This window comes from Amycolatopsis marina (assembly GCF_900111885.1).
In the GTDB taxonomy this organism is placed as follows: domain Bacteria; phylum Actinomycetota; class Actinomycetes; order Mycobacteriales; family Pseudonocardiaceae; genus Amycolatopsis; species Amycolatopsis marina.
Genome location: NZ_FOKG01000002.1, coordinates 23,825 through 46,260, shown reverse-complemented (window position 1 = coordinate 46,260; position 22,436 = coordinate 23,825). Strand labels below are relative to the sequence as shown.

General features: G+C 70.1%; 16 protein-coding genes. 8 read left to right on the top strand and 8 right to left on the bottom strand.

The window, feature by feature from the left end; genetic code table 11:
- The first annotated feature begins 54 nt into the window (after positions 1-54).
- The 3 genes from BM199_RS04345 to BM199_RS04335 all read left to right on the top strand — a co-directional run bounded on the left by BM199_RS04345 (position 55) and on the right by BM199_RS04335 (position 4,071).
- Positions 55-813, top strand: coding sequence for a 3-hydroxybutyrate dehydrogenase (locus BM199_RS04345; protein WP_091669920.1), 759 nt, complete (start codon positions 55-57; stop codon positions 811-813).
- A 101-nt stretch (positions 814-914) separates the two neighbouring features.
- Positions 915-2,216 (top strand): MFS transporter, encoded by a 1,302-nt coding sequence (locus tag BM199_RS04340; RefSeq protein WP_091670815.1) that lies wholly within the window; start codon positions 915-917, stop codon positions 2,214-2,216.
- A gap of 4 nt (positions 2,217-2,220) precedes the next feature.
- Entirely contained in the window at positions 2,221-4,071 is a 1,851-nt protein-coding gene (locus BM199_RS04335; RefSeq protein WP_091669917.1) for a helix-turn-helix domain-containing protein, read from the top strand.
- Between the two features lie 189 nt (positions 4,072-4,260).
- Here the strand turns inward: BM199_RS04335 and BM199_RS04330 are convergent, their stop codons facing one another.
- On the bottom strand, positions 4,261-5,022 hold the full coding sequence (locus BM199_RS04330; RefSeq protein WP_091669915.1) for a FadR/GntR family transcriptional regulator: 762 nt from the start codon (positions 5,020-5,022) through the stop codon (positions 4,261-4,263).
- A gap of 68 nt (positions 5,023-5,090) precedes the next feature.
- On the opposite strand from BM199_RS04330, the gene BM199_RS04325 reads away from it, so the two are divergent.
- Positions 5,091-6,359, top strand: coding sequence for a CynX/NimT family MFS transporter (locus BM199_RS04325; protein WP_091669912.1), 1,269 nt, complete (start codon positions 5,091-5,093; stop codon positions 6,357-6,359).
- On the opposite strand, the gene BM199_RS04320 is transcribed toward BM199_RS04325, so the two are convergent.
- The 3 genes from BM199_RS04320 to BM199_RS04310 are packed head-to-tail and all read right to left on the bottom strand — an operon-like array spanning position 6,350 to position 10,399.
- Positions 6,350-7,399 carry a zinc-dependent alcohol dehydrogenase family protein gene (locus BM199_RS04320; RefSeq protein WP_091669910.1) on the bottom strand — a complete coding sequence of 350 codons (1,050 nt, stop codon included), beginning with the start codon at positions 7,397-7,399 and terminating at the stop codon, positions 6,350-6,352. The genes BM199_RS04325 and BM199_RS04320 overlap by 10 nt on opposite strands.
- A 13-nt stretch (positions 7,400-7,412) precedes the next feature.
- Positions 7,413-8,810, bottom strand: a complete 1,398-nt coding sequence (locus tag BM199_RS04315; protein ID WP_091669907.1) for a mycothione reductase — start codon at positions 8,808-8,810, stop codon at positions 7,413-7,415.
- Between the two features lie 38 nt (positions 8,811-8,848).
- Entirely contained in the window at positions 8,849-10,399 is a 1,551-nt protein-coding gene (locus tag BM199_RS04310; protein ID WP_091670812.1) for a cobyric acid synthase, read from the bottom strand.
- 315 nt (positions 10,400-10,714) lie between these two features.
- Between BM199_RS04310 and BM199_RS04305 the strand changes: the two genes are divergently transcribed.
- Both BM199_RS04305 and BM199_RS04300 read left to right on the top strand, forming a co-directional pair.
- On the top strand, positions 10,715-11,509 hold the full coding sequence (locus BM199_RS04305) for a S1 family peptidase (protein ID WP_091669904.1): 795 nt from the start codon (positions 10,715-10,717) through the stop codon (positions 11,507-11,509).
- Positions 11,510-11,552: 43 nt separating this feature from the next.
- A complete protein-coding gene (locus tag BM199_RS04300) occupies positions 11,553-11,999 on the top strand; it encodes a GNAT family N-acetyltransferase (protein WP_091669902.1) in 447 nt (148 codons plus the stop codon).
- Positions 12,000-12,011: 12 nt separating this feature from the next.
- On the opposite strand, the gene BM199_RS04295 is transcribed toward BM199_RS04300, so the two are convergent.
- The 4 genes from BM199_RS04295 to BM199_RS04280 form a co-directional block, all read right to left on the bottom strand.
- Complete coding sequence (locus BM199_RS04295; protein WP_091669899.1) at positions 12,012-13,187, bottom strand: 8-amino-7-oxononanoate synthase; 1,176 nt, start codon at positions 13,185-13,187, stop codon at positions 12,012-12,014.
- A 57-nt stretch (positions 13,188-13,244) separates the two neighbouring features.
- Positions 13,245-14,696: a DEAD/DEAH box helicase gene (locus BM199_RS04290; RefSeq protein ID WP_177242467.1), complete on the bottom strand. Its 1,452-nt coding sequence runs from the start codon at positions 14,694-14,696 to the stop codon at positions 13,245-13,247.
- Between the two features lie 238 nt (positions 14,697-14,934).
- Positions 14,935-15,915, bottom strand: coding sequence for a serine protein kinase RIO (locus BM199_RS04285; protein WP_245788152.1), 981 nt, complete (start codon positions 15,913-15,915; stop codon positions 14,935-14,937).
- A gap of 209 nt (positions 15,916-16,124) precedes the next feature.
- Positions 16,125-19,028 carry an ATP-binding protein gene (locus BM199_RS04280; RefSeq protein ID WP_091669892.1) on the bottom strand — a complete coding sequence of 968 codons (2,904 nt, stop codon included), beginning with the start codon at positions 19,026-19,028 and terminating at the stop codon, positions 16,125-16,127.
- 287 nt (positions 19,029-19,315) lie between these two features.
- Here BM199_RS04280 and BM199_RS04275 point away from each other — a divergent pair, with 287 nt between their 5' ends.
- Both BM199_RS04275 and BM199_RS04270 read left to right on the top strand, forming a co-directional pair.
- Positions 19,316-20,920, top strand: a complete 1,605-nt coding sequence (locus BM199_RS04275; RefSeq protein ID WP_091670807.1) for a S8 family peptidase — start codon at positions 19,316-19,318, stop codon at positions 20,918-20,920.
- A gap of 32 nt (positions 20,921-20,952) precedes the next feature.
- The coding region (locus BM199_RS04270) for a S8 family peptidase (protein ID WP_143101777.1) at positions 20,953-22,436 on the top strand (1,484 nt) is incomplete at its 3' end.

Here is a 22,436-nt window from a genome sequence, read left to right as displayed (position 1 = left end):
TGTAGCCGTCGGCCACATGGTCGTGACGCCGCTGTACTTCTACCGTCGGCAGCCATGACCAGCAGTTCGCTTCATGGCCGCACCGCTCTCGTCACCGGGGGCGCGAGCGGGATCGGCAGGGCCTGCGTGGCCGCGCTCGCAACCGAGGGCGTCAAGGTGCATCTCGCCGACGTGGATCGCGCAGGGGCACACGCGGCCGCCCGGGAAACCGGCGCTGTCGCACATGTCGTCGATCTGGCGGATCCGGCGGACACCTGGCTCACCGAACTGCCCGACGACGTCGACATCCTGGTCAACAACGCGGGCGTGCAGCACGTCGCGGCACTGCACGAGTTCCCGCCGGAGCGGTTCGCGGTGATGCAGCGGCTGATGGTGCATGTCCCGTTCCTGCTCATGCGCCGGTGTCTGCCCGCGATGTACCGCAGAGGCTGGGGCAGGCTGATCAACATCTCCAGCGTGCACGGTGTGCGGGCGAGCCCGTTCAAGTCCGCCTATGTCGCCGCGAAGCACGGCTTGGAAGGGCTGAGCAAGGTCGCCGCGCTCGAAGGTGCCCCCCACGGCGTGACCAGCAACTGTGTCGATCCCGGGTATGTCCGTACGGCGTTGGTCGAAAGCCAGGTCCGGGCACAGGCGGACAGCAGGAGCATTTCCGAGAGCGAGGTGCTCGACGACGTGTTCCTCGCCCGCACGGCGGTGAAGCGCCTGATCGAGCCGGAGGAGGTCGCCGCCGTCGTGCACTGGCTGTGCGGCGACCAGACCGCGTACCTGACCGGCGCCTCGATCCCCCTCGACGGTGGCTGGACCGCCGCCTGATTTCCCGTTTTCGCCCCATCCGCACAACGAAGTGGTGATGAGCCTTGTCCGATATCGATTCCCCACCGCCCCGGTCGATCATCAAGGTCGTGGGTGCCAGCATGATCGGCACCACCATCGAGTGGTACGACTACTTCCTGTTCGGTCTCGCCGCGTCGCTGGTGTTCAACAAGCTGTTCTTCCCCGACTTCGATCCACTGGTCGGCACCATCCTGTCCCTTGGCACGTTCGCGATCGGCTTTCTCGCCCGACCGCTCGGCGGGCTCGTCTTCGGTCACTTCGGGGACAAGGTGGGCAGGAAGAAACTGCTCGTGCTGAGCCTGTTGATGATGGGCGGTGCCACCTTCGCGATGGGGCTGCTGCCCACCTACGGCGCCATCGGGGTCGCCGCGCCGTTGTTGCTGATTGTGCTTCGGCTGTTGCAGGGTTTCGCCCTCGGAGGCGAGTGGGGCGGCGCGGTGCTCATGGTCTCCGAGCACGGCGACGACCGGCGGCGCGGGTTCTGGGCGTCCTGGCCACAGGCAGGCGCCCCCGGCGGAAACCTGCTGGCCACGGGAGTGCTGGCGATCCTCGCCTCGGTGCAGTCGGACGCGGCGTTCGAGGCGTGGGGCTGGCGGATTCCGTTCCTGCTCTCCGGTCTGCTCGTGCTGATCGGTCTCTGGATCCGGCTCTCCGTCGCGGAGTCTCCGGTGTTCCTCGAGGCGGCCCGCAAGGCGCGGGAGCAGACCGCTCCGGAGAAGGCGCCGATCGTGCGGGTGCTGCGCGAGGGGTGGCGGCAGATTCTCATCGCCTCGGGCGCGAGGTTCGCCGAGAACGTGTCCTACTACGTCATCACCGCCTTCATTCTGGTCTACATCACCACCGAACTGGACCTGCCGCGGGCGGCCGGGCTCAATGCCGTGCTGATCGGCTCGGCGATTCATTTCGCCAGCATCCCGGTGTGGGGATGGCTTTCGGACGTACTGGGGCGCAGGACCGTCTACATCTTCGGGGCGAGCGGCATGCTGGTGTGGTCGTTCGTGCTCTTCGCGCTGCTGGACACCGCATCGCAGGGCGCGATGGTGCTCGCGGTGTCCGTCGGACTGGTGCTGCACGGCGCGATGTACGCACCACAGGCGGCGTTCTTCGCGGAACTGTTCGGCACGCGGGTGCGCTACACCGGTGCTTCCATCGGTTACCAGCTCGCGTCCATCGTCGCGGGCGGGCTCGCCCCGCTGGTCGCGACCGCATTGCTCGCCGCCACCGGCAGCAGCCTTGCCATCTCCTTCTACGTGGCCGCGACCTGCGTGCTGACCATCGTGGCCGTGTACCTGGCCAAGGAAACGCGCGGGAGCTCGCTGGGTGAGGACGACTCCGGATCGACGTCCGAGCAGGTCGCGGAGCAGCGGTCGATGACACCATAATCGGATGAGCGATCCCGGCCACCGGCTGTTGGACCTGCTGGCCGCGGGTGCGGGCGCAGAGGAACTGGCGCGCGTGCCCGCGGCCGACGGTCTCGTGCAACTCGCGATGCGGATTCGCCGGACCCTCGACGCGCACAGCAGGCGGGAGGCGGAGCTGGCCGCCCTGTTCGACACGGCCAGTGACCTGGCCCGGCTCCGGGACCTGGATGCGGTTCTCCGCTCGATCGTGCACCGGGCGCGCATGCTGCTCCGGGTCGACGTGTCCTATCTCAGCCTCAACGACGCGGCGGACGGCGGGACCTACATGCGGGTCACCGACGGGTCCGCGTCCGCGCGTTTCCAGCAACTACGCCTCGGCATGGGCGAGGGGCTGGGCGGGCTGGTGGCGCAGACCGCCCGGCCGTACGCGACCGCGGACTATCCGTCCGACGACCGCTTCGACCACACCGGCCCGATCGACCGCGCGGTCGGCGACGAGGGGCTGGTCGCGATCCTCGGGGTGCCGCTGGCGCTGGGGGAGACCGTGATCGGCGTGCTCTACGCCTCCGACCGTCGCACCCGCACGTTCTCGCCGGACGAGGTGGCTTTGCTGTCCTCCTTCGCCGACCACGCGGCGATCGCGATCGACAACGCCAGACTGCTGCAGGAGAGCGACGCGGCGCTGGCGGAGGTGGCGGCGGCCAACCGCACGATCAGTGCGCATCACGAGGCGATCGCCCGGGCTCAGGAAGCGCACGACAGGCTGACCGCATTGGTGCTGGGTGGTGGCGACGTGCCGGACGTGGCCGCCGCGGTGGCCGAGGTGCTCGGCGGCGGGATCGTCGTGCACGACGCGGACGGGACCGAACTCGGCCGTTCAGGCCCGGGCAGGGCCCAGCGGTCGGAGCGGGCGGTGAACGCCTCGCGTTCGTCGGGGCGCGCCGTGACCGACGGTGCGGGCTGGCTGTGCGCCGTGCTGGCCGGGCCGGAACTGCTGGGCAGCATCAGTCTCATCGGCCGCGCGGACCTCGACGATGCCGACCGCAGGCTGTTCGAGCGGGCGAGCGTCGTGACCGCACTGCTGCTGTTGCTGCGCCGTTCGGCCGCGGAGGCCGAGGACAGGGTGCGCGGTGAACTGGTGGCCGATCTGCTGACGTTGCCCGCACGCGATCCGGTGTCGCTGCTCGACAGGGGGCGCAGACTCGGTGTGGATCTCGGGAAGGCGCACGTCGTGCTGGCATTGCGGGCGGACGAGGTGCCCCGGGCCAGGCTGGCTTCGATGGCGGCGCGCTCGGCCACGCTCGCCGGCGTGCACGCCGAAGGAGTCGTCGCGCTCGTCGAGGTGGGCGGGGACGCCGATCCGGCGGTACGACCGGGCCAGGAGGCGGCCGCCATGGCGGCACGGCTCGGCACGCTGCTCGGGCTCAGGGTGACCGTCGGTGCCGCCGGTCCGGTGTCCGGTCCGGCCGCGATCGCCGCCGCCCACCGCGAGGCGCGGGACTGCCTGCGGGCTCTCGTCGCGTTGGGCCGCAGTGGCCAAGGGGCCGCCGCCGAGGACCTGGGCTTCGTCGGAGTCCTGCTCGGCGACCGTGCCGACGTCGCCGGATTCGTCCGGGCGACGCTGGGGCCGGTGCTCGACTACGACCACCGCAGAGGCACTCGGCTCGAGCACACCCTCCGGGTCTACTTCGCGAACGCGGGCAATCTGACCAGAGCCAAGGATGAGTTGCACGTCCACGTCAACACGGTGGCCCAGCGGTTGGAACGGATCGCGGCGCTGCTCGGGCCGAACTGGCAGGAACCGGACCGCGCACTCGAACTGCAACTGGCCCTCCGCCTCCACCACCTGGCTCGTCCCCCCGCACCTCCGGAGTAACCCGCACCTCGCCACCGCCCCGAGTTGGTGCGTCTGCAAGTACGCCCAAGCAAGATCGACACCGGCCTTTTCCGCAGCCAAGCAGCCAAGCCGAGCCGTCGAGCTGGTGCCTTGGGGGCAGTTACGGCACAAGTCGATCTTGCTTGGTGGTACTTGCAGACACTCCAAGCTGTGGAGGTGAGGGGTGGGTCAGGAGTGGTGGGGAGGGTTGGGGGTGACGTCCAGGTCGGCCAGGAGTTCGTCCAGGAAGCCTGCCGCCTCTGCGGCCGCGCGGTCGGAGTCCTGGTCCGCGATCGCGTGCAGCAGGCCGCGGTGGCCGATCTCGTTGCCTGCGTTCACCTTGGCCAGCACACCTCGCTCCGCTCCGCGGGCTTCGCCGTCGCGCGGTTCGTCCGGTGTGCGCGCCAGCCGCGCCGTGCTGGCCACGCTCTGCTCGACGACCTCCGTCAGTCCCCGGTAGAGCTCGCTGAGCAGCGAGTTGTGGCCGCACTGCACCACGGTCACATGGAACTCCGCGTCGGTGCGGGCGAAGCCGTTGAGGTTTCCGTCGGCCAGTGCCCTGTCGCGCTCGTCGAGCAGCGCGCCGAGTGCGGCCAGCTCCTCCTCGGTGCGGAAGACGGCGGCGAGCCGGGCCCCTTCGACCTCCAGCGTGCGGCGGACCTGGAGCACCTCACGCAGTTCGGAGCCGCACAGTCTGCGGATCGCCCCGGACACCTCGCTGGTGGCGAGCACGTACGTCCCGTCGCCCTGCCGGACCTCCAGCAGGCCGCTGTGTGCGAGCGCACGCACCGCTTCGCGAACGGTGTTGCGTCCCACACCCAACGCGGCGGCCAGCGCGGCTTCCGTGGGTACCCGTTGTCCGACCGGCCACTCGCCTCCGGCGACGAGTTCGCGCAGCTGGCCGATCACCTGCTCGACGAGTCCGGTGCGGCGGGTCGTGGCCAGAGGCACAGGCGTATCCCTTCGATCTGGGTGAGGTGGACCAGGATAGTGTGAAACGTCATTCATCCAGTCATCCCATGTCTTGTCATACTGGCCGGGTGCCCGTCGACTCCAGTACCTCGCGTCAGCAAGACCTTCCTGTCCACGACTCGACGGCGGGGCTGACCGGCGACAGGCAGGCCCGGGTCGTCGGCGGGGTACTGCTCGGCGCCGCGGTGGTACTCGTGGCCCTGAACCTGCGTCCCGCGATCACCAGCGTCGGCCCGCTGCTCGGCGAGGCCCGGACCGACCTCGGCGCGTCGGCCACCTGGGCGGGCGTACTCACCACGCTGCCCGGACTGAGTTTCGCCGCGGCTGGACTCGCCGCGCCGTGGCTCGCCAGGCGGGTCGGGATGGCCGCCGCGATCGGCCTCGCGCTCGTCGTCCTCGCGTGCGGGCTCGTGCTGCGAGTGCTGGACGGCCCGCTGGTCGTACTCGGCGGAACCCTGGTCGCGACCGCAGGCATCGCGTTCGCCAACGTGCTCATTCCGGTGGTCGTCAAGTCCTCTTTCCCGGCCCGGATCGGGCTGATGACCGGGGTTTACACCGCCTCGCTGCAGGCAGGCGGTGCGCTCGGGTCAGCGGCGACGCCGCCCCTGGACAGCGCGTTCGGCGGCTGGCGGCCCGCCCTCGCCGGCTGGGCGGCGCTGGCGCTGATCGCGCTGGTGGTCTGGGCGGTCGCGACCAGGGGCGGCGCGGTGCGCTCGGCAGGTGCTCCGCGGGCGGGCGACGGTCCCCGCCGCTCGTTGCTGCGCAGCCCGCTGGCCTGGACGGTCACGCTCTTCTTCGGCCTGCAGGCGTTTCTCGCCTATGTGGTGATGGGCTGGCTGCCCGAGGTGTTGATGGACGCCGGGGTGAGCAAGGGCAACGCGGGCCTGCTGCTCGGCCTGCTCTCACTCATCGCGGTGCCGATCAGCCTGACCGTCCCCGCGCTCGCCGCACGACAGGGCAGTCAGAGCGGCTGGATCGTCGGGCTCGGCGTGTTCGGCCTGGCCGGGTTGTTCGGCCTGTTGCTCGCCCCCGGCGCCGCGCCGCTGCTGTGGACACTGTTGCTCGGGCTCGGGATGAGCGTGTTCTCCCTCGCGCTGACCACGATCGCGCTACGGGCCAGGAACAGCGCGGAGACCGCGCAGTTGTCCGGTATGGCGCAGGGCTTCGGCTACCTGCTCGCCGCGCTCGGGCCGTTCCTGTTCGGCTTGCTGCACGACCTCACCGGTGGCTGGACGCTGCCCTTCGTGATGCTGATCGTGGCGCTGAGCATCCAGCTGGTCGCGGGCTGGATCGCGGGCCGGCCGCGTTACGTCTGACCCGGTTCCGCGACGGTGATACCGCCGTCCCCGGCAGGCCCGTTCATCGCCATGAGCGCCTCCGGTATGCCACTGAGCGAGATCGTGCCGCCGACGAGGCGGCCGAGATCGATCCCGGACCGCTCGATCAGCTCCAGCATGCGGGGGTACTCGTGGGCCGCCAGTCCGTGGCTGCCCACGATCCGCAGCTCGTCCGCGATCACCCGGTGCATCGGAATCGGCGGGACGCCCTGCTCCGGCGGCAGCAGGCCGACCTGGACGTGCGTGCCGCGCTTGCACAGGGACGCCACCGACGCCGCGCAGGTCGAAGGCAGACCCACGCAGTCCAGCGAGACATGCGCCCCGCCACCGGTGATCTCCCGGACCGCCCGCGCAGTGTCGGCGACCTTGCCGGCGTCGACGGTCGCGACGGCGCCGAAGGCCGTGGCGAGGTCCAGCGCGGACGCCGAGACGTCCACCGCCACCACACGGGCGCCCGCGGCCACGGCGAGCAGGACGGCCGACAGCCCGGCTCCGCCGCAGCCGTGCACGGCGACCCAGTCGCCGGGGCCGACCCCGCCCTGCCGGTACACCGCCCGGAACGCCGTCGCGAAGCGGCAGCCGAGCGCGGCCGCGGTACTCGAGAGCATGCCGTCCGGCACTCGGATCAGGTTGATGTCCGCACGGTCGATCGCGACGAACTCCGCGAACGAACCCCAGTGCGTCGCACCGGGCTGGAACTGCCGATCACAGATCTGTTGGTGTCCGGCAGCACATTGTGGACACCGGCCGCACGCGCAGACGAAGGGAGCGGTCACCCGGTCGCCGACCCGCCACTGGTGCACGTCCGAGCCCACCGCGGTCACGACTCCCGCGAACTCGTGGCCCGCCACGTGCGGCAGCGTCACGTCCGGGTCGTGGCCCAGCAGGGTGTGCCAGTCGCTGCGACAGATCCCGGTCGCCTCGACCTCGATCACCACCCCGTCCGGTGCTGGGTCCGGATCGGGCACGGTGCGCACGGTGGGGGTGGCGGCGAACTCCTCGATGACGACAGCGCGCACGGCCGGCTCCCGGTCAGTTGTCCAGTGGCAGGTTGAGCAGCGCGTTCTCGACCAGTTCCGGCATCGCAGGATGGATCCAGTACTGGCCGCGGGCCATCGTGTGCGCGTCGAGGCCGAAGCTCATCGCCTGGATGAGCGGCTGGATCACCGTCGGTGCCTGCGGACCGATGATGTGCGCACCGAGCAGCTGTCCCGTCGCCGGGTCGGCGAGCACCTTCGCGAAACCGGTGGTGTCCTCGAGTGCCCAGCCGTAGGCGATCCCGGCGTACTCCTGGGTGGCGGTGACGTATCGCACGCCCCTCTCCTCGGCCTCCCGTTCGGTCAGGCCGACCGACGCGACCTGCGGCGAACCGAACACCGCGTGCGGCACGAACCGGTGGTCAGCCGCCACCGGCTCGTCCGGATGCAACAGGTTGTGCTGCACCACCCGGGACTCGTGATTGGCCACGTGCTTGAGCTCATAGGTGGAACTGAGGTCTCCCAGTGCGTAGACACCGTCCACTTCGGTCTGCTGATACTCGTCCACCACCACATGGCCGCTGTCCGTGGTGGCGACTCCGGTGGCCGCGACGTCGAGCAGGTCCGAGTTCGGCCTGCGCCCGGTTGCCACCAGCAGCAGTCCGGCCTCGACCGTCTCCTCGCCGTCCGGCCCCCGGAGGTCGAGGGCGACACCGGACGCAGTTTTCCTGGCCCGCAGGGTGTCGCGGTGCAGCCGCACGTCGAACCGGTCGAGGGCGATCTCGGTGAACCGCGTGCTGATGTCCTCGTCCTCGGCGCGCAGCAGTGCGCCGGAACGCGCGACGACGGTAACGTGCACGCCGAGTGCGTCCAGGATGTGCGCGAACTCCGCGGCGATGAAACCACCGCCGAGAATAATGGCCCGCTCCGGCAGTTCGTCGACGCGCATCACGGTGTCCGACGTGTGATAGTCCACTTCGGAGAGTCCAGGGACATCGGGCAGCAGCGGCCGCCCGCCTGCCGCGAGGACGAACCGGTCGGCGGTGATCGTCTCCGCAGGACGTTCGTCGTCGAAGGTGACCTGCATCTCCTTCTTCCCGGTGAAGCGCCCTGCGCCCTCGTAGACCGTGACCGCCGCGTTGTCCTCATGCGACGTCCGGTAGTCCCGGCCACCGGCGGCGATCGGGTCGATCCGGCCGAAGATCCGGTCCCGGATGTCGCGCCAGCGCACCCCGCGCAGTTCCGCGTCCACTCCCAGCCGGACGGCTGCCGCCGGGCTCGCCGCCAGATCGGCGGTGTGCACGAACATCTTCGTCGGGATGCAGCCGACGTTGAGGCAGGTGCCGCCGAACACGCCCTTCTCCACGATGGCCGTCTTCCAGTCGGCGAACCGGTGGTCGAGGATGGAGTTCCCCGATCCGGTCCCGACGATCACCAGGTCGTAGTGCGGCACGGTGTCACCCTTCGCTGTTCTTGTCCGTCGACACTTGCTCAACCCGCGGGCGCCTGCCGTTGTTCCCGGTAAACGCGCTCCAGCCGGACCCACGGTAGCCCGGCAGGGGCGCCGGATTCGATCAGCTCCAGCAGCGCGGCGGTGTCGGCATGCTCATCGATGGCGTCGGCGATCCGGTCGAGCATGGCCTCCCGCCGCGCCCCGAACCCCGGCGTGGCCGAAGGCCGCCAGTCCACGCCCGCCTGCCCGGCGACCTCGCTCAGCCAGGCCCGCCGGAAGTCATCGTTCTCGAACACCCCGTGCCAGATGGTGCCCCACACCGCCGACCGGCGGATGCCGTCGAGGAACGGTTCGACGTCGTCCCGCGCCGCGCCGCTGGGGTGGACGACGCCGTGGTGGATCTCGTAGCCGCGTACCGGATGCTCGCGCCACGCACCGCTGGGTCGGCCCAGTGACTTGTCCTCCTCGAACCGCACCACCAGCGGCAGCAGGCCGAGTCCGGGAACCGAGCCCGCGCCCGACTCGACCGGATCGTCGATCGTCTCGGCCAGCATCTGGTAACCGCCGCAGATCCCGAGGACCGGCTTGCCGTCCGCGGCTCGCGCTCGCAGCGCCCGTTCGATGCCGCGTTCCCGTAACCAAGCGAGATCATCCACTGTGGACCTCGTGCCGGGGAGCACCGCGAGATCCGCCGCGGCGACCACGTCCGGGTCCGCGGTGACCTCCACGGACACGCCCGGCTCGGCCGCGAGCGGGTCGAGGTCGGTGGCGTTGGAGACCCGGGGAAAGCGCACCGCCGCGACCCGCAGCGTCGCACCGCTCCCCGGCTGGTGCCCGCGCCAGCCCGCCATCGCGAGCGCGTCCTCGGAATCCAGCCATGCCTCGGCCAGCCAGGGCAGCACACCCAGCACGGGCCTTCCGGTCACCTGTTCCAGCGAGTCCAGTCCGGGGCGCAGCAGCTCGGGGTCGCCGCGAAACTTGTTCACCAGGAAGCCGGACACGAGCGCCTGGTCGGCCGGTTCCAGCAGCGCGAGCGTGCCGGACATCGCGGCGAGCACTCCGCCGCGATCGATGTCGCCGATCACCAGAACCGGCAGGTCCGCGTGCCGGGCCAGCCCCATGTTGACGTAGTCGCCGGAGCGCAGGTTGATCTCGGCAGGGCTGCCTGCCCCCTCGCAGATCACCACGTCGAACCGGTCGCGCAGTTCGGCGAGCGCGGAGTAGGCCGCCTCCGCCAGCGCGGCTCGCCCGGTGGCCCAGTCGCCGGCGAGGAGCTCGCCCCACGGTTTGCCCCGGAGCACTACGTGACTTCGCCGGTCTCCGCCGGGTTTGAGCAGCACGGGGTTCATCGCCGACTCGGGTTCGGCACCGGCCGCGACCGCCTGCAGCCACTGAGCTCTGCCGATCTCGGCCCCGTCGGCGCACACCATCGAGTTGTTCGACATGTTCTGCGACTTGAACGGCGCCACCCGCACCCCCTGGCGGGCCAGCCAGCGGCACAGACCGGCGGTGACGGTCGACTTTCCCGCGTCGGAGGTGGTGCCGGCCACCACCAGCCCGCCCCTGCTGGGACCCCTTGCCGTTCGCACGGTGCCAGCTTCGCAGAGCCACGGTTGCGCCGGAGAGACCACCCGGTTCAGCGACACCGGATTGGGCTTCAGCCGATTAGGGTGTATCGCTGAAGCAGGTCCAGCCGGTATGGCGCTCCTGCTCAGAATGCCCGAGAGTCTGTTGGTGAAGTGAGTCGTGGCGATGGTGGACCCGCAGAACGCGCGCGGCGAAGCCCAGGAGCGACGAGGCGGGGCGTGCTACTCGTGGTGGTGAGCAGCGTGCATGAGTCTGAGCCCCGCCGAGTCGATCGTGGCGCGCGCTGGCCAGCAGACACCGACCGGAGGGATGAGTTCATGCCGCTGAGGTTCCGGCGCGCCGCGCTAGCGGGGGCACTGGCCCTGGTCGCCGGCGCGACCTTCGTCCCTTCCGCCGGCGCGGACGCCGCGACGCCGAGGGCGGCCGCCCAGCCGTTCATCGTCGGTGGCGAGGAGGCTTCCCTCGCGGACCACCCCTACGCCGTCTTCCTTGCCGACGGCGGGGGTAACCAGTACTGCGGCGGGGTGTTGGTCGGCTCCCGGTCGGTGGCCACAGCCGCGCACTGCGCACTGGCTGTGCGGCGAACCGACCTGAAGGTGGTCGCGGGTCGCGAGGACAAGCGATCCAGGGACGGCTGGGTAGTGGGTGTCCGGGACGTCTGGATCGCACCCGGGTACAAGGAGCCGTCGGGCGGGAACGACCTCGCTGTACTCACTTTGCGTGACCGAGTCCCGTACCGGTCCGCGAAGGTCGCCGACGCCGGCGACGCCGGGCTCTACGCGGCGGGGACGAAGGCGACCGTCATCGGCTGGGGCCGCACGTCGGCCGGGGGAGCGCGCTCGAACACTGTGCGGAGGGCTCAGGTGCCGGTCGTCAGCGACAGCGACTGTGGCAAGGCCTTCCGTAGCTACGACGCGAAGACCATGTTGTGCGCTGGTTATCCCGAGGGCGGTGTCGACGCGTGCCAGGGCGACTCCGGCGGCCCGCTGATGGTCGGCAACACGGTCATCGGCATTGTCTCCTGGGGCGAAGGCTGTGCCGAGGCAGGAAAGCCCGGGGTGTACACCAGGGTGTCCTCATACGCCGAGCAGATCCGGGAGCAGATCGGCTGACCAGCCGGAATGATGCTCATGCTTTCGTGGTAGACATGCCCGGATGAGCGATATCCAGGTGGCCAACGGGGACGAACTGAACACGGCTGACGCCTACGCCATTCTCCGGCTTCGTGTCGACGTCTTCGTGGTCGAACAGGAGTGCCCCTATTCCGAGCTCGACGGCCGCGACCTGCTGGTGAGCACCCGGCACTTCTGGGTCGCGGCCGAAGAAGCGGGAGAGCCGGTACTGGGCTGCCTGCGAGTGCTGGAGGAACCGGACGGCGGATACCGCATCGGACGCGTCTGCACATCCGTGAAGGCTCGCGGCACCGGGCTCGCCGCGCGGCTGATGCGCGCGGCACTGGAGTCCATCGGTGACGCCGAGAGCGTGCTCGATGCGCAGACCTACGCCACCGGGTTCTACGCGAAGTTCGGCTATCGGCCGGAAGGCGCGGAATACCTCGAGGACGGGATTCCGCACGTCGTCATGCGCAGGCCCGCGGGCTGAAGGGCCAGCCGGTCAGTTCGGGGCGTTGTCCACTATGACCTGGACCGCCCGGTCTACATCGGACTCGGTCAGATCCGCCCTCGCGGTGAGCCGTAGCCGGGAGACGCCATCTGGCACCGATGGCGGGCGGAAACAGCCGACCCTGATGCCGTGCTCGGCACAGCGGGCTGCCCACGCGACCGCGTCGTCGGGGCTCGGCGCGCGCACCGAAACGACAGCCGCCGCCGGTGTGCTCACGGACAGTCCGGCGGCGGTGAGACGGGTGGCGAGCTCCTGGGCCGTGGTGCGGACCCTGGTCGCGAGTTCTGGTTCGCCGCGCAGCACACCCAGCGCTGCCAGTGCCGCTGCCGCGCTGCCTGGTGCCAGCGCGGTGTCGAAGATGAAACTGCGCGCGGTGTCCACGAGATGGCGGATCACCCTGCGGGGTCCGAGAACGGCTCCGCCCTGTGCGCCGAGCGACTTGGAGAGCGTGATGGTGGTGACGACGTCCGGCTGACCGGCGAGACCCGCTTCATGGACGGCGCCACGGCCACCCTCGCCGAGTACACCGAGCCCGTGCGCGTCGTCCACCAGCAGTGCGGCGCCGTGTTCCCGGCAGACCGCCGAGAGCTCGGGCAGTGGTGCCAGGTCACCGTCCACGGAGAACACCGAGTCGGTGATGACCAGCGCGCGTTGTTTGCGGCGGGTCCGCAGTGCGTGCGCCACGGCGTCGGGGTCGCTGTGGGCGACGACGGCGACGTCCGCGCGGGAGAGCCTGCAGCCCTCGATCAGTGAGGCGTGGATGTACTTGTCCGTCACGATCGCGGATTCGGCGCCGGACAGCGCCGTGACCACGCCGAGGTTCGCGGCGAAGCCGGAGGAGAACACCAGCGCGGCCTGCGTGCCGCAGAACCGGGCGAGTTCGTGCTCCAGTTCGGCGTGCAGTTCCGTGGAACCGGTGACCAGGCGAGAGCCGGTGGAGCCCGCGCCCCACCGCAGGGACGCCGCTGCCGCGGCACCCGCGACCCGCTTCTCCCTGGCCAGGCCGAGGTAGTCGTTCCCGGCGAGATCGAGCTCACCGGTGTCCGGCGTGCGGGCCCGCAGACGACGCACAAGACCCGCCTCCGCACGTCGCTGCGCCTCGGTCTCGAGCCAGTCGAAGACCTGTTCGGGCGGAGCGGCGGCGATGGCGGGTCCTGGTGCGTTCACGTCAGGCAGTCTCGCATCGCCCGGGGAGCGGCAGGGCCGCACCCCAGGGTTCCGGTATCAGCCCTCGGTGCGGCGGCGGGCGGGCCCGCGGCCGCTCTGCGGCCTGCCGAACTGGGAGCGGCCACGGCCGCCACCGCTGCCACCCTGCTCGCGGCGACCGCCGAAGGGCGGCCTTCCGCGACCGGTGGGAGCACCGGTACGGCGCCCACCCGAGGAGGGCCGCGGCGCGCGGAACTTGGGCTCGGGGACCGGCTCGCCGCTCGGTGTGCGAGCGCCGGTGATCCGGGTCAGCTCGTGCTCGCCGGGGCGAACGACGGTCTGCTCGGCCTTGACCCCGGCCCGGTCGATCATCCTGCGGACCATCCTGCGCTGGTCGTTGGTGACCATCGTCACCACGACGCCCGAGGCGCCGGCCCGCGCCGTGCGACCCGCACGGTGCAGGTAGTCCTTGTGGTCGGCGGCCGGGTCCACGTGCACGACCAGGCTGATGTCGTCCACGTGGATGCCACGAGCCGCGACGTCGGTGGCGACCAGGACCGGGGTCCTGCCTTCCTTGAAGTCCGACAGCACGCGGTTGCGCTGGCCCTGGGTCTTGCCACCGTGCAGCGCGGCCGCATGCACGCCGCTGGCCCTGAGGCGCTCGGCGAGGCGGTCCACGTGGTGCTTGGTGCGGACGAACATGATCGTGCGGCCCTCGCGGGCGCCGATCTCGGTCAGCACGGCCTGCTTGTCCTGGTGCGACACCTGCAACAGGTGGTGCTCCATGGTGGTGACGCTGGCGGTCATCGGTGCGATCGAGTGCGTGACCGGGTCGGTCAGGTACGCCTTGACCAGCTTCTCCACGTCACCGTCGAGCGTGGCGGAGAACAGCAGTCGCTGTCCGCGAGCCGGGGTGAGGTCGAGGATCTCCCGCACCTGGGGCAGGAAGCCCATGTCGGCCATCTGGTCAGCCTCGTCGAGCGTGACGAAGTTGACGTCGGAGAGCACGCAGGTGCCCTGCCGGACGTGGTCCGAGAGCCGGCCGGGGGTGGCGATCAGCAGGTCGACGCCCCGGTTGAGTGCCTCGGCCTGCCGGTTGAAGGCCATCCCGCCGACGGCGGTGCGGCACCACATGTTCATCGACTTCGCCAGCGGGGTCAGCGCGTCGGCGACCTGCATGGCGAGTTCCCGGGTCGGGACCAGCACCAGCGCCCTGGGGCGCTTGGCGCGGGCCTTGCCGCCGTCGAGCCGCGCCAGCAGGGCGAGGCCGAAGGCGAGGGTCTTGCCCGAACCGGTCTGCGCCCTGCCGAGCACATCGCGGCCCGCGAGCGCGTCGGGCAGGGTTGCCGCCTGGATGGCGAAGGGGGTGTCCATTCCCGCCTCCTGCAGCGTGCGTAGCAGCGGAGCGGGCAGGTTCAATTCGGCGAACGACTTCACCGGAGCGCCGCTGGCGGTGCGCGAGAGCGCCTCCGCGCCGGCGTGCTGCCTCGGCTTACGGGTCGAACGGTCGGAATCGAGCGTGACTGTCACAGAAATGCCTCGTGCCTCTCGGACGTGGAACGTCGCAAGGAGGCCCGTTGCCCGCACGCAGGCGGGCCGACATGAAAATCAAGTGGGCGTTCACAGGGACGAACCCGGCGGCGATTCCGCGGAGGAACCACGACGCCGTTGGGGTGGAGCACCGCGCGCCTGTCTGCCGGCTTGACGGCGCGGAAGCGCGCCACCAGTTGCGGTGCGTCACCTACTGTACCCCAGCGCGCGGACGAACTCAGGTGAGCCCCATCGCCCTGTGGAGATCAACCGTGAGCGCCGTCACGTCCAGCACGTCATCGGGCAGACCCCGCGCGGCGAACCAGGCGGCGACGTTCCGCACGTCCCGGGCGAGGAAATCGGACCCGGACGGGTTGGCCACCACGTCCACCACCTGCGGCAGGTCGATCAGTACGATCTGTCCGTTGTGGACCAGTATGTTGTAGGCGGAGAGATCGCCGTGGGTAAGGCCGCGCACGGCGAGTGACTCGAGTGCCGTGGTGATCTGGTGCCACAGATCACGGAGGTCGGCGCCGCGAGGACGCAGTTCGGCCAACCGGGGAGCGGCGGTGCCGTCGGCTTCCCCGATGAACTCCAGCAGCAGTTCGGTCCCGTCCCGCTGCACCGGATACGGCACGGGAGCTCCGTCGGACCAGAGGGTGCCGAGCGTGGCGAACTCGGCCACCGCCCACTGCTCGGCCACCAGGTTCCGGCCGAAGGACGTGCGGTGCCGCATGGCCCGCATCTCCCTGGATCGGCGCATCCGCCTGCCCTCCAGATAGCCCGCGTCGCGACGGAACAGCCGGTGCTCGTCGCCGCGGTAGCGCTTCGCGGCGAGCAGGCAGCCCGGCTCCGCGCCGGGCAGGCCACGGCGGAGCAGGTGGACATCGGCTTCTTTGCCGGTCTTGAGCACACCCAGCTCGGTGTCGACGGCGCCGAGTTCGGTCACCACCCACGCGGGTGGCGGGTGTGGACCCTGGACGCAGTCGCCCCAGGTGGACCAGCGGTCACCGTCACCGGGCACCTCGGTTTCGGTGGCCGCATCAGCGCGCAGCGCGCTCAGGCGCTGCTTGGCGGCTTCGGTGAGCCGGCCGGAACGGGTTGGTTGTGCCTCGTCGTCGAACCGGGGCCTGCGCCGTCGGCGGGGGACGTCAGCGCCGAAGTCGGCGTCGTCGGCGAAGTCGTCGTGGGAATGGTGCTGGAAGTCGTGCTGTCGCACTGGTGGGACTCCTTGGCAGAAGTGGACGCCCCACCGGCACGGCGGACTACCGGGGCGGGACGTGCGGAAGGGCGCGGACGGCATCCGCTGCGAAGTCGGCCATCGGGCCACCTCCTCTCGTCCCACGCAGACCCGGCGACGTGCCGGACGAACTCACCATGCCGGTCGCAGGTGCGCGGCGCAACGGGTTTTCGGGCGTCCCGTCGCGCTCAGTGGGTCCGCAGCTCGGTGCGCGAGCTGAGCTTGAGCTTGCGCAGGATCCCGGCGACATGCTGCTCGACGGTTCTGCGGGACAGGAACAGCGCGTCCGCGATCTCCCTGTTCGTCCGTCCGTCGGCCACCAGCCGTGCCACGTCCCGTTCCCGGGGAGAGAGCTCGTCACCGTAGCCGCGGCGACCCCGCCGCGATGGCTGGCCCGCGCCTCCCGCGCGCAGCAGATGGCGGCATCTGGCGGCGTCGCGTGCCGCGCCGAGCGTGTCGAAGGTGGCGGCCAGCCGCGCGAGCGTCGCCTCGGTTCCGTCGTCGAGGCCGCGTTCGACGAGCAGGCGCATCCGCCGCTCGGTCGCCAGCGCGGCGAGATAGGGCGCGGGGAGTTCGCCGTACGCCTCCGCTGCCTCGCCCATGAGCTCGGCGGCGCGGTCGGGCCTGCCGTCCTCTGCCATCAGCAACCCCTGGCAGAGCAGGAGTGCGGCGTCCGCCACGGGTGCGTCGTGACCGGTGATGCCCGACTCCAGTTCCTCGACCAGCGCGCGGGCCTCGGACACCCGCCCCGACCGGAAGAGCGCCTCGACGGCGCAGGGAGCCAGCGGGCCCGCCCAGACCCACACCCCTTTTCGTCGCAGCAGCCGCAGTCCGCGGTCGGCCTGGTCCGAAGCGTCGGGCAGGTTTCCCTTGGCCAGTTGCAGCCGGATCATCTCCGCGTGAGCGGCGATGACCACCGGGGTGATGGCGTTCTCCGGATCGTCGATGCCCGTGTGCTCGAGATGACCGGCCGCGCGATCCCACTCGCCCGCCGCGACCGCCAGCGAGCCGAGCACGAGAGAGAGCTCGCCGGTCACCGGCAGTAGATCGTGATACTCGTCGATGAGCCGCTGCGCCCGTTCCCCGAGTCCGTCCCACGAGCCGGTGAGCCAGTCGACGTGCGCCTGCGTGGCGCGGGCCGTGCTCACGACGAAGGGTGCCCCGCAGTCGGCGGCGAGACGGATGCCGCTGCGGATGTAGTCGTTGGCGCTGCGGTGGTATCCGATCCAGGAGCACGAGTCCGCCACGTTGCAGTGTGCCCTGGCAAGGAATCGTTGCTCTTCGGCAGTCGCGACACGGGCGGGTAGCCGCTCGGCCGACCGCCACGCGGCGGGGTCGCCCAGCAGCAGCCGGGAAGCCACACTGTTCGCCAGCAGACTGGTCGACGTCGGACCGGAGCCGGTCTGGTCCACCACCCTGTCGACCTCGTCGAGCCAGCGCAGATGCTCCGCGACGGGCGTGCTGCCGATGTACGGCTGTGCGAGTACGGACATGGCCTTCGCCCGCAGTTCCGGCCGGTGCTGGAGTTCGTCGATCGCCTGTGCGATCTCGAACCTCCCCGCGGCCAGGCCGCCTGCCTGCCGGATGAGCAACAGCCCGAGGCTGAGCCGGACCTCTCCCCGTACCGCCGCGGAGAGCCGCGGATCGGTGAGCAGTCGCTCCAGGGCGGCGGTGACCTCGTACTGGGCGAGACCGTTGAAGGCCACCCCGCTGAGCTTCCCGGCCAGTCTGTCCACATCGGATGGTGCCATGTCCGGGCTGTCGAGCAGCGACCGCAGGCACGCGGTCGCGGTTCCCGCGTCGCCCGCCACCGCTGCGGTGTCGGCGGCGGATTCCGCGTACCGCATCCAGTCCTTTCGTGCGCCGCCTTTGCGGCAGTGCTCCGCGAGCTGCACCAGTGGCAGCGGGTCCCGCAGGCTCAGTGCTTCTGCGGCCCGCAGGTGCAGGCGTTCGCGGTCGGGCCCCGGCAGGGTGCGGTAGACGGCCTGCTGTGCCAGTGCGTGGCGGAAGCCGTAGCTGCAGTCCGCGCGTTCCAGCAGCACGTTGGCGTGCAGGGCCTGCGCCAGTGCGGCCCTCCCCCGCTCCGGTGTCAGTCCGGACACGGTGGTTATCAGTTCGGCGGGGGCGGGAACACTGAGCACGGAGGCGGCTTGCGTGACACGGCGTGCGGGCACCGAAAGGCCGGCGAGTCGCTCCAGCATCGCCTCGCGCAGTAGTGCGGGTACCTCGACATTGTCCAGCAGCCGGCGTGCGGCCGAGCCACTCGCGCGCACCGCCCCCTCGGGATTGCGCAGCGCGCGCAGGGTCTCCTCGACCACGAACGGGATACCGGCGGTGCGTTCGTGCAGCCGGGCCGCGAAACCGGCGGAGACCAGGTGGATTCCGAGAATCGCGGAGGTGAGCGTGCGGACGTCGTCGGCGTCGAGCGGCTGCAGATCCACGGTGGCGCTGACGCCGCCAGGAGCGGGCCGGTACGCGGTACCGAGCGCGATACCGCCGGGGATGTCCTCACGCCGGTAGGTCACCAGCTGGCTCAGCCGGGCAGGGGGCTTGGACATGAGAAACCGCAGCAGCTGGCGGGACCCGTCGTCGGCCCAGTGCAGGTCCTCGATCACCAGCAGCGCGGGGCCGAGTGCGTCGAGCAGTTCCCGCACGGCCCGGAACAGCCGGTGCCGCTCCGCCCGCGAGTCGCCCAGGGGTTCCGGCCGTTCCGGCAGGACGCAGGCCAGTTCCGGGAGGTAGGGATGCAGGGCGCCGGCGACGGGGCTCAGCGCCGACAGCGCGATGTGCCGCGCGTCGAGGCCCCGCAGTGCGTCGAGCACGACTCCGTAGGGGAATGGTTCGCGCAGTGGCTGGCAGTGGCCGAGCAGTACTCGCTGGGCGGCCATTTCGGGTCGCTCGAGCAGTTCGGTGACCAGCCGGGTCTTTCCGACTCCGGCCTCGCCCTCGACGAACACGACGGCGCCGGGGCGGGACGCGACGGAGACCAGCGTGCGCAGTTCCGCCGAACGGCCCACCAGAACCGGGGAACTCGTACGCACCGTCGTTCCCGTGCCCGTCGCTGACTCCCTGCGCTGGATCGAGCGTGTCATGGTCGGCTCCCACCTCGCCGAATGTGGATGTGGCCTGGGACACACCCCTTCGAGTTGACCGACTGTAGAGGTTCGTGTCCGATTCGACTACCTGCTTTCGCAGCTCAATGCGCTGACAGCGGCCTTCGATCGGTGATTTAGATACGTACTCATACCTAGCCAGCCCTCGGTTGTTCACTCGGTCGAGGCCGCCGACAGTGAGCCGAGCGTGGCTGTGAGTCATCACCAACACCCCTGTCGATGCCGCGCCGTGGCTGTCGGCCACGAGTCAGCGAATGGAGTATCTGATGCGTCAACATCATCGGTCCCGGCGAAGGGTTGCGGGGGCCTGCGTCCTGGCGGGCGTGACCGCGCTGGCGGCTTTCGCGGTCGCGGGCAACGCCGCGGCCACGCCGGAAGGGGAGATCCGTGGCGCGGGCGCGGAGGGCGCCGTGGACGGTAGCTACATCGTCGTGTTCGAGGACAGCGACGTGCGGGCGCAGGCCGTTCCGGCCGAGGCGCGCGCGCTCGCCTCGAAGTACAAGGGGCAGCTCCGGTTCACCTATGACACCGCCCTGCGCGGGTTCTCCGCCACCATGAGCGAGCGCCAGGCCCGCAGGCTCGCCGCCGAGCCGAATGTGGCATACGTCGAGCAGGACAAGTTCGCGAAGGTGGTCGGCACGCAGACCAACCCGCCATGGGGTCTGGACCGGATCGACGAGGCGGACCTGCCGATGGACGGCAAGTTCACCTATCCGGACACCGCGGGTGGCGGGGTGACCGCCTACGTCCTTGACACCGGCGTCCGCACGACGCACAACGAGTTCGAGAGCAGGGCGGCGAACGGATACGACTTCATCGACAACGACCCGGTGGCCAACGACTGCAACGGGCACGGGACACACGTCGCGGGCACCATCGGCAGCAAGACCTACGGGGTCGCCAAGAAGGTCGACCTCGTCGGTGTCCGGGTGTTGAACTGCCAGGGCAGCGGTCAGTACTCACAGATCATCGCCGGGATGGACTGGGTATCGGACAACGCGCAGCTGCCCGCCGTCGCGAACATGAGTCTCGGTGGAGGTGCCAGCAGCGCGGTCGATGACGCGGCGCGGGGCATCATCGCGTCCGGTGTGACCCTCGCGGTCGCCGCGGGCAATTCCGGTGTGGACGCGTGCCAGACCAGCCCGGCCCGTACGGGCGAAGCCATCACCGTCGGCGCCTCGGACCAGCAGGACCGTCGCTCGATCTGGCGCGGCGAGTCGGTGTCCTCCAACTGGGGACGTTGCCTGGACATCTGGGCGCCGGGTACGGAGATCAAGTCCACCTGGAGCACGGGCGACTCGGCGACGAACACCATCGGCGGGACCTCGATGGCCACTCCGCACGTCGCAGGCGCCGCGGCGCTGCATCTCGCGGCGAAGCAGGACGACAGTCCGCGGCAGGTGCGGGACGCGTTGGTGAACAACGCCACCAGCGGAGTGCTGACAGACATCAAGACAGGGTCGCCGAACGAGTTGCTCAACATGTCCTATTTGAACGACGGCGGTGGCGACCCGGGGGATCCGACCTGCGCGGGTGGCACCAACGGTGACGACGTGTCCATTCCGGACTCGGGCGCTGCTGTCACCAGCGAGCTGACGTTCACCGGCTGCGAGGGCAAGGGCACGACGGACACCTCGGTCGCGGTCGCGATCAAGCACACCTACACCGGTGACCTGAAGATCGAGCTGGTCGGCCCCAGCGGAAAGGTCTACGGACTCAAGACAGCGGGCGGGGAGAGCACGATCGACCTGACCAAGACGTACGCGGTCGACACGTCGTCGGAGAACCGGGCAGGCACCTGGAAGCTGCGCGTTCAGGATGTCTACGACTACGACGAGGGAACCATCGACAGCTTCGGCGTGACTTTCTGATGCTCACCGGCTTCGAAGGGAAATCGCAGACGATGAGAAGAACGAGCAGAGCGGTCGGTGTGCTGGCCCTGTTCTCCGCGGCGCTGGCCACCGGAATCGGTACCTCCGCGACGGTCGCCACGGCCGCGGAAGGAGCGGTTGTGCAGGCCGAACGGCATGTGCCCGGTGGGTATGTGGTGTCGCTGAAGGACGGTGTCCAGGCCTCGTCGAGTCCAGCGGCGATTGAGCGTGCGGCGGCGTCACTGGCGCAGAAGTACGATGCGGCACTGAAGTCGACGTTCACCGCGTCGATGCGGGGATTCGCGGTCCGCGGGATGAGCGAGGCCGCGGCGAGCAGGCTGGCGGCGGAACCGTCGGTGCGAGCGGTGTTCGAGGACGGCACGGCCCAGATCGCCGACACCCAGACCGGTGCGACGTACGGCATCGACCGGGTGGACCAGCGCAATCTCCCGCTGGACAAGGAATACACGTACAACAACACGGCAGACGACGTCACCGCCTACATCATCGACACCGGAATCCGCTACTCCCACAACGATTTCGAGGGCAGGGCGAAGAGCGGTTACGACCATGTGGACGAGGACCCCGACGCGAACGACTGCAACGGTCACGGTACGCACGTGGCGGGCACGGTCGGCGGAAAGACGTGGGGGCTGGCCAAGAAGGTCGACCTGGTCGGCGTGAAGGTGCTGGGGTGCGGGGGATCGGCACCGGACTCCGACTCCATCGAGGGCATCGAGTGGGTCACGAAGAACGCGGCACTGCCCGCGGTGGCCAACATGAGTCTGACCTTCGACACCCCGAACATCGGTGACGAGGCGATGGCCGGGATGGTTCGCGCCGGTGTCCCGACGGCGGTCGCGGCAGGCAACTCGAGTGCCGATGCCTGCAACACCGGGCCGGCAAAGCTGCCCGAGGTCATCACTGTCGGCTCGACCGATGCCTCGGACAATCGGTCGAGCTTCTCCAACTACGGCAGCTGCGTCGATATCTTTGCGCCGGGCAGCAACATCACGTCGGCGTCGAACAGCAGTGACAGCGGAAGCACCAACATGTCCGGCACGTCGATGGCGAGTCCGCACGTTGCCGGTGCTGTCGCGTTGTATCTGCAGGCGAACCAGAGTGCGACGCCCGCGCAGGTCGGTCAGACGCTGAATTCCAATGCCACCACAAGTGTCGTCAAGAACCCAGGCAGTGGATCGCCGAACCGGCTGCTCTACACCGGATTCATCGGTGGGGAAGATCCTGGCGATCCGCCGGGTGAGGGTGAGTTTTCGTTGTCGGTGGTGCCGGGTTCGGTGGAGGTGGTGCCGGGTGGGTATGTGTCGGCGACGGTGTCCACGACCGCGGGGGAGGCCGGTGCCGAGGACATCGCGCTGACCGCGTCGGGACTGCCCAGTGGCGCCGAAGCGGTGTTGCAGCCGGCCACGGTGACCGCGGGGAAGACCGCGAAACTCACGCTGAAAACCAGCAGCAGCACCCCCGCCGGGACGAGCACGGTCACGGTGACCGGCAC

Excerpts from the sequence above, each read along its gene's own strand:
- BM199_RS04345 (WP_091669920.1), top strand. The coding sequence starts at position 55 with ATGACCAGCAGTTCGCTTCATGGCCGCACCGCTCTCGTCACCGGGGGC.
- BM199_RS04340 (WP_091670815.1), top strand. The coding sequence starts at position 915 with ATGATCGGCACCACCATCGAGTGGTACGACTACTTCCTGTTCGGTCTC.
- BM199_RS04335 (WP_091669917.1), top strand. The coding sequence starts at position 2,221 with ATGAGCGATCCCGGCCACCGGCTGTTGGACCTGCTGGCCGCGGGTGCG.
- BM199_RS04325 (WP_091669912.1), top strand. The coding sequence starts at position 5,091 with ATGTCTTGTCATACTGGCCGGGTGCCCGTCGACTCCAGTACCTCGCGT.
- BM199_RS04305 (WP_091669904.1), top strand. The coding sequence starts at position 10,715 with ATGCCGCTGAGGTTCCGGCGCGCCGCGCTAGCGGGGGCACTGGCCCTG.
- BM199_RS04300 (WP_091669902.1), top strand. The coding sequence starts at position 11,553 with ATGAGCGATATCCAGGTGGCCAACGGGGACGAACTGAACACGGCTGAC.
- BM199_RS04280 (WP_091669892.1), bottom strand. The coding sequence starts at position 19,028 with ATGACACGCTCGATCCAGCGCAGGGAGTCAGCGACGGGCACGGGAACG.
- BM199_RS04275 (WP_091670807.1), top strand. The coding sequence starts at position 19,316 with ATGCGTCAACATCATCGGTCCCGGCGAAGGGTTGCGGGGGCCTGCGTC.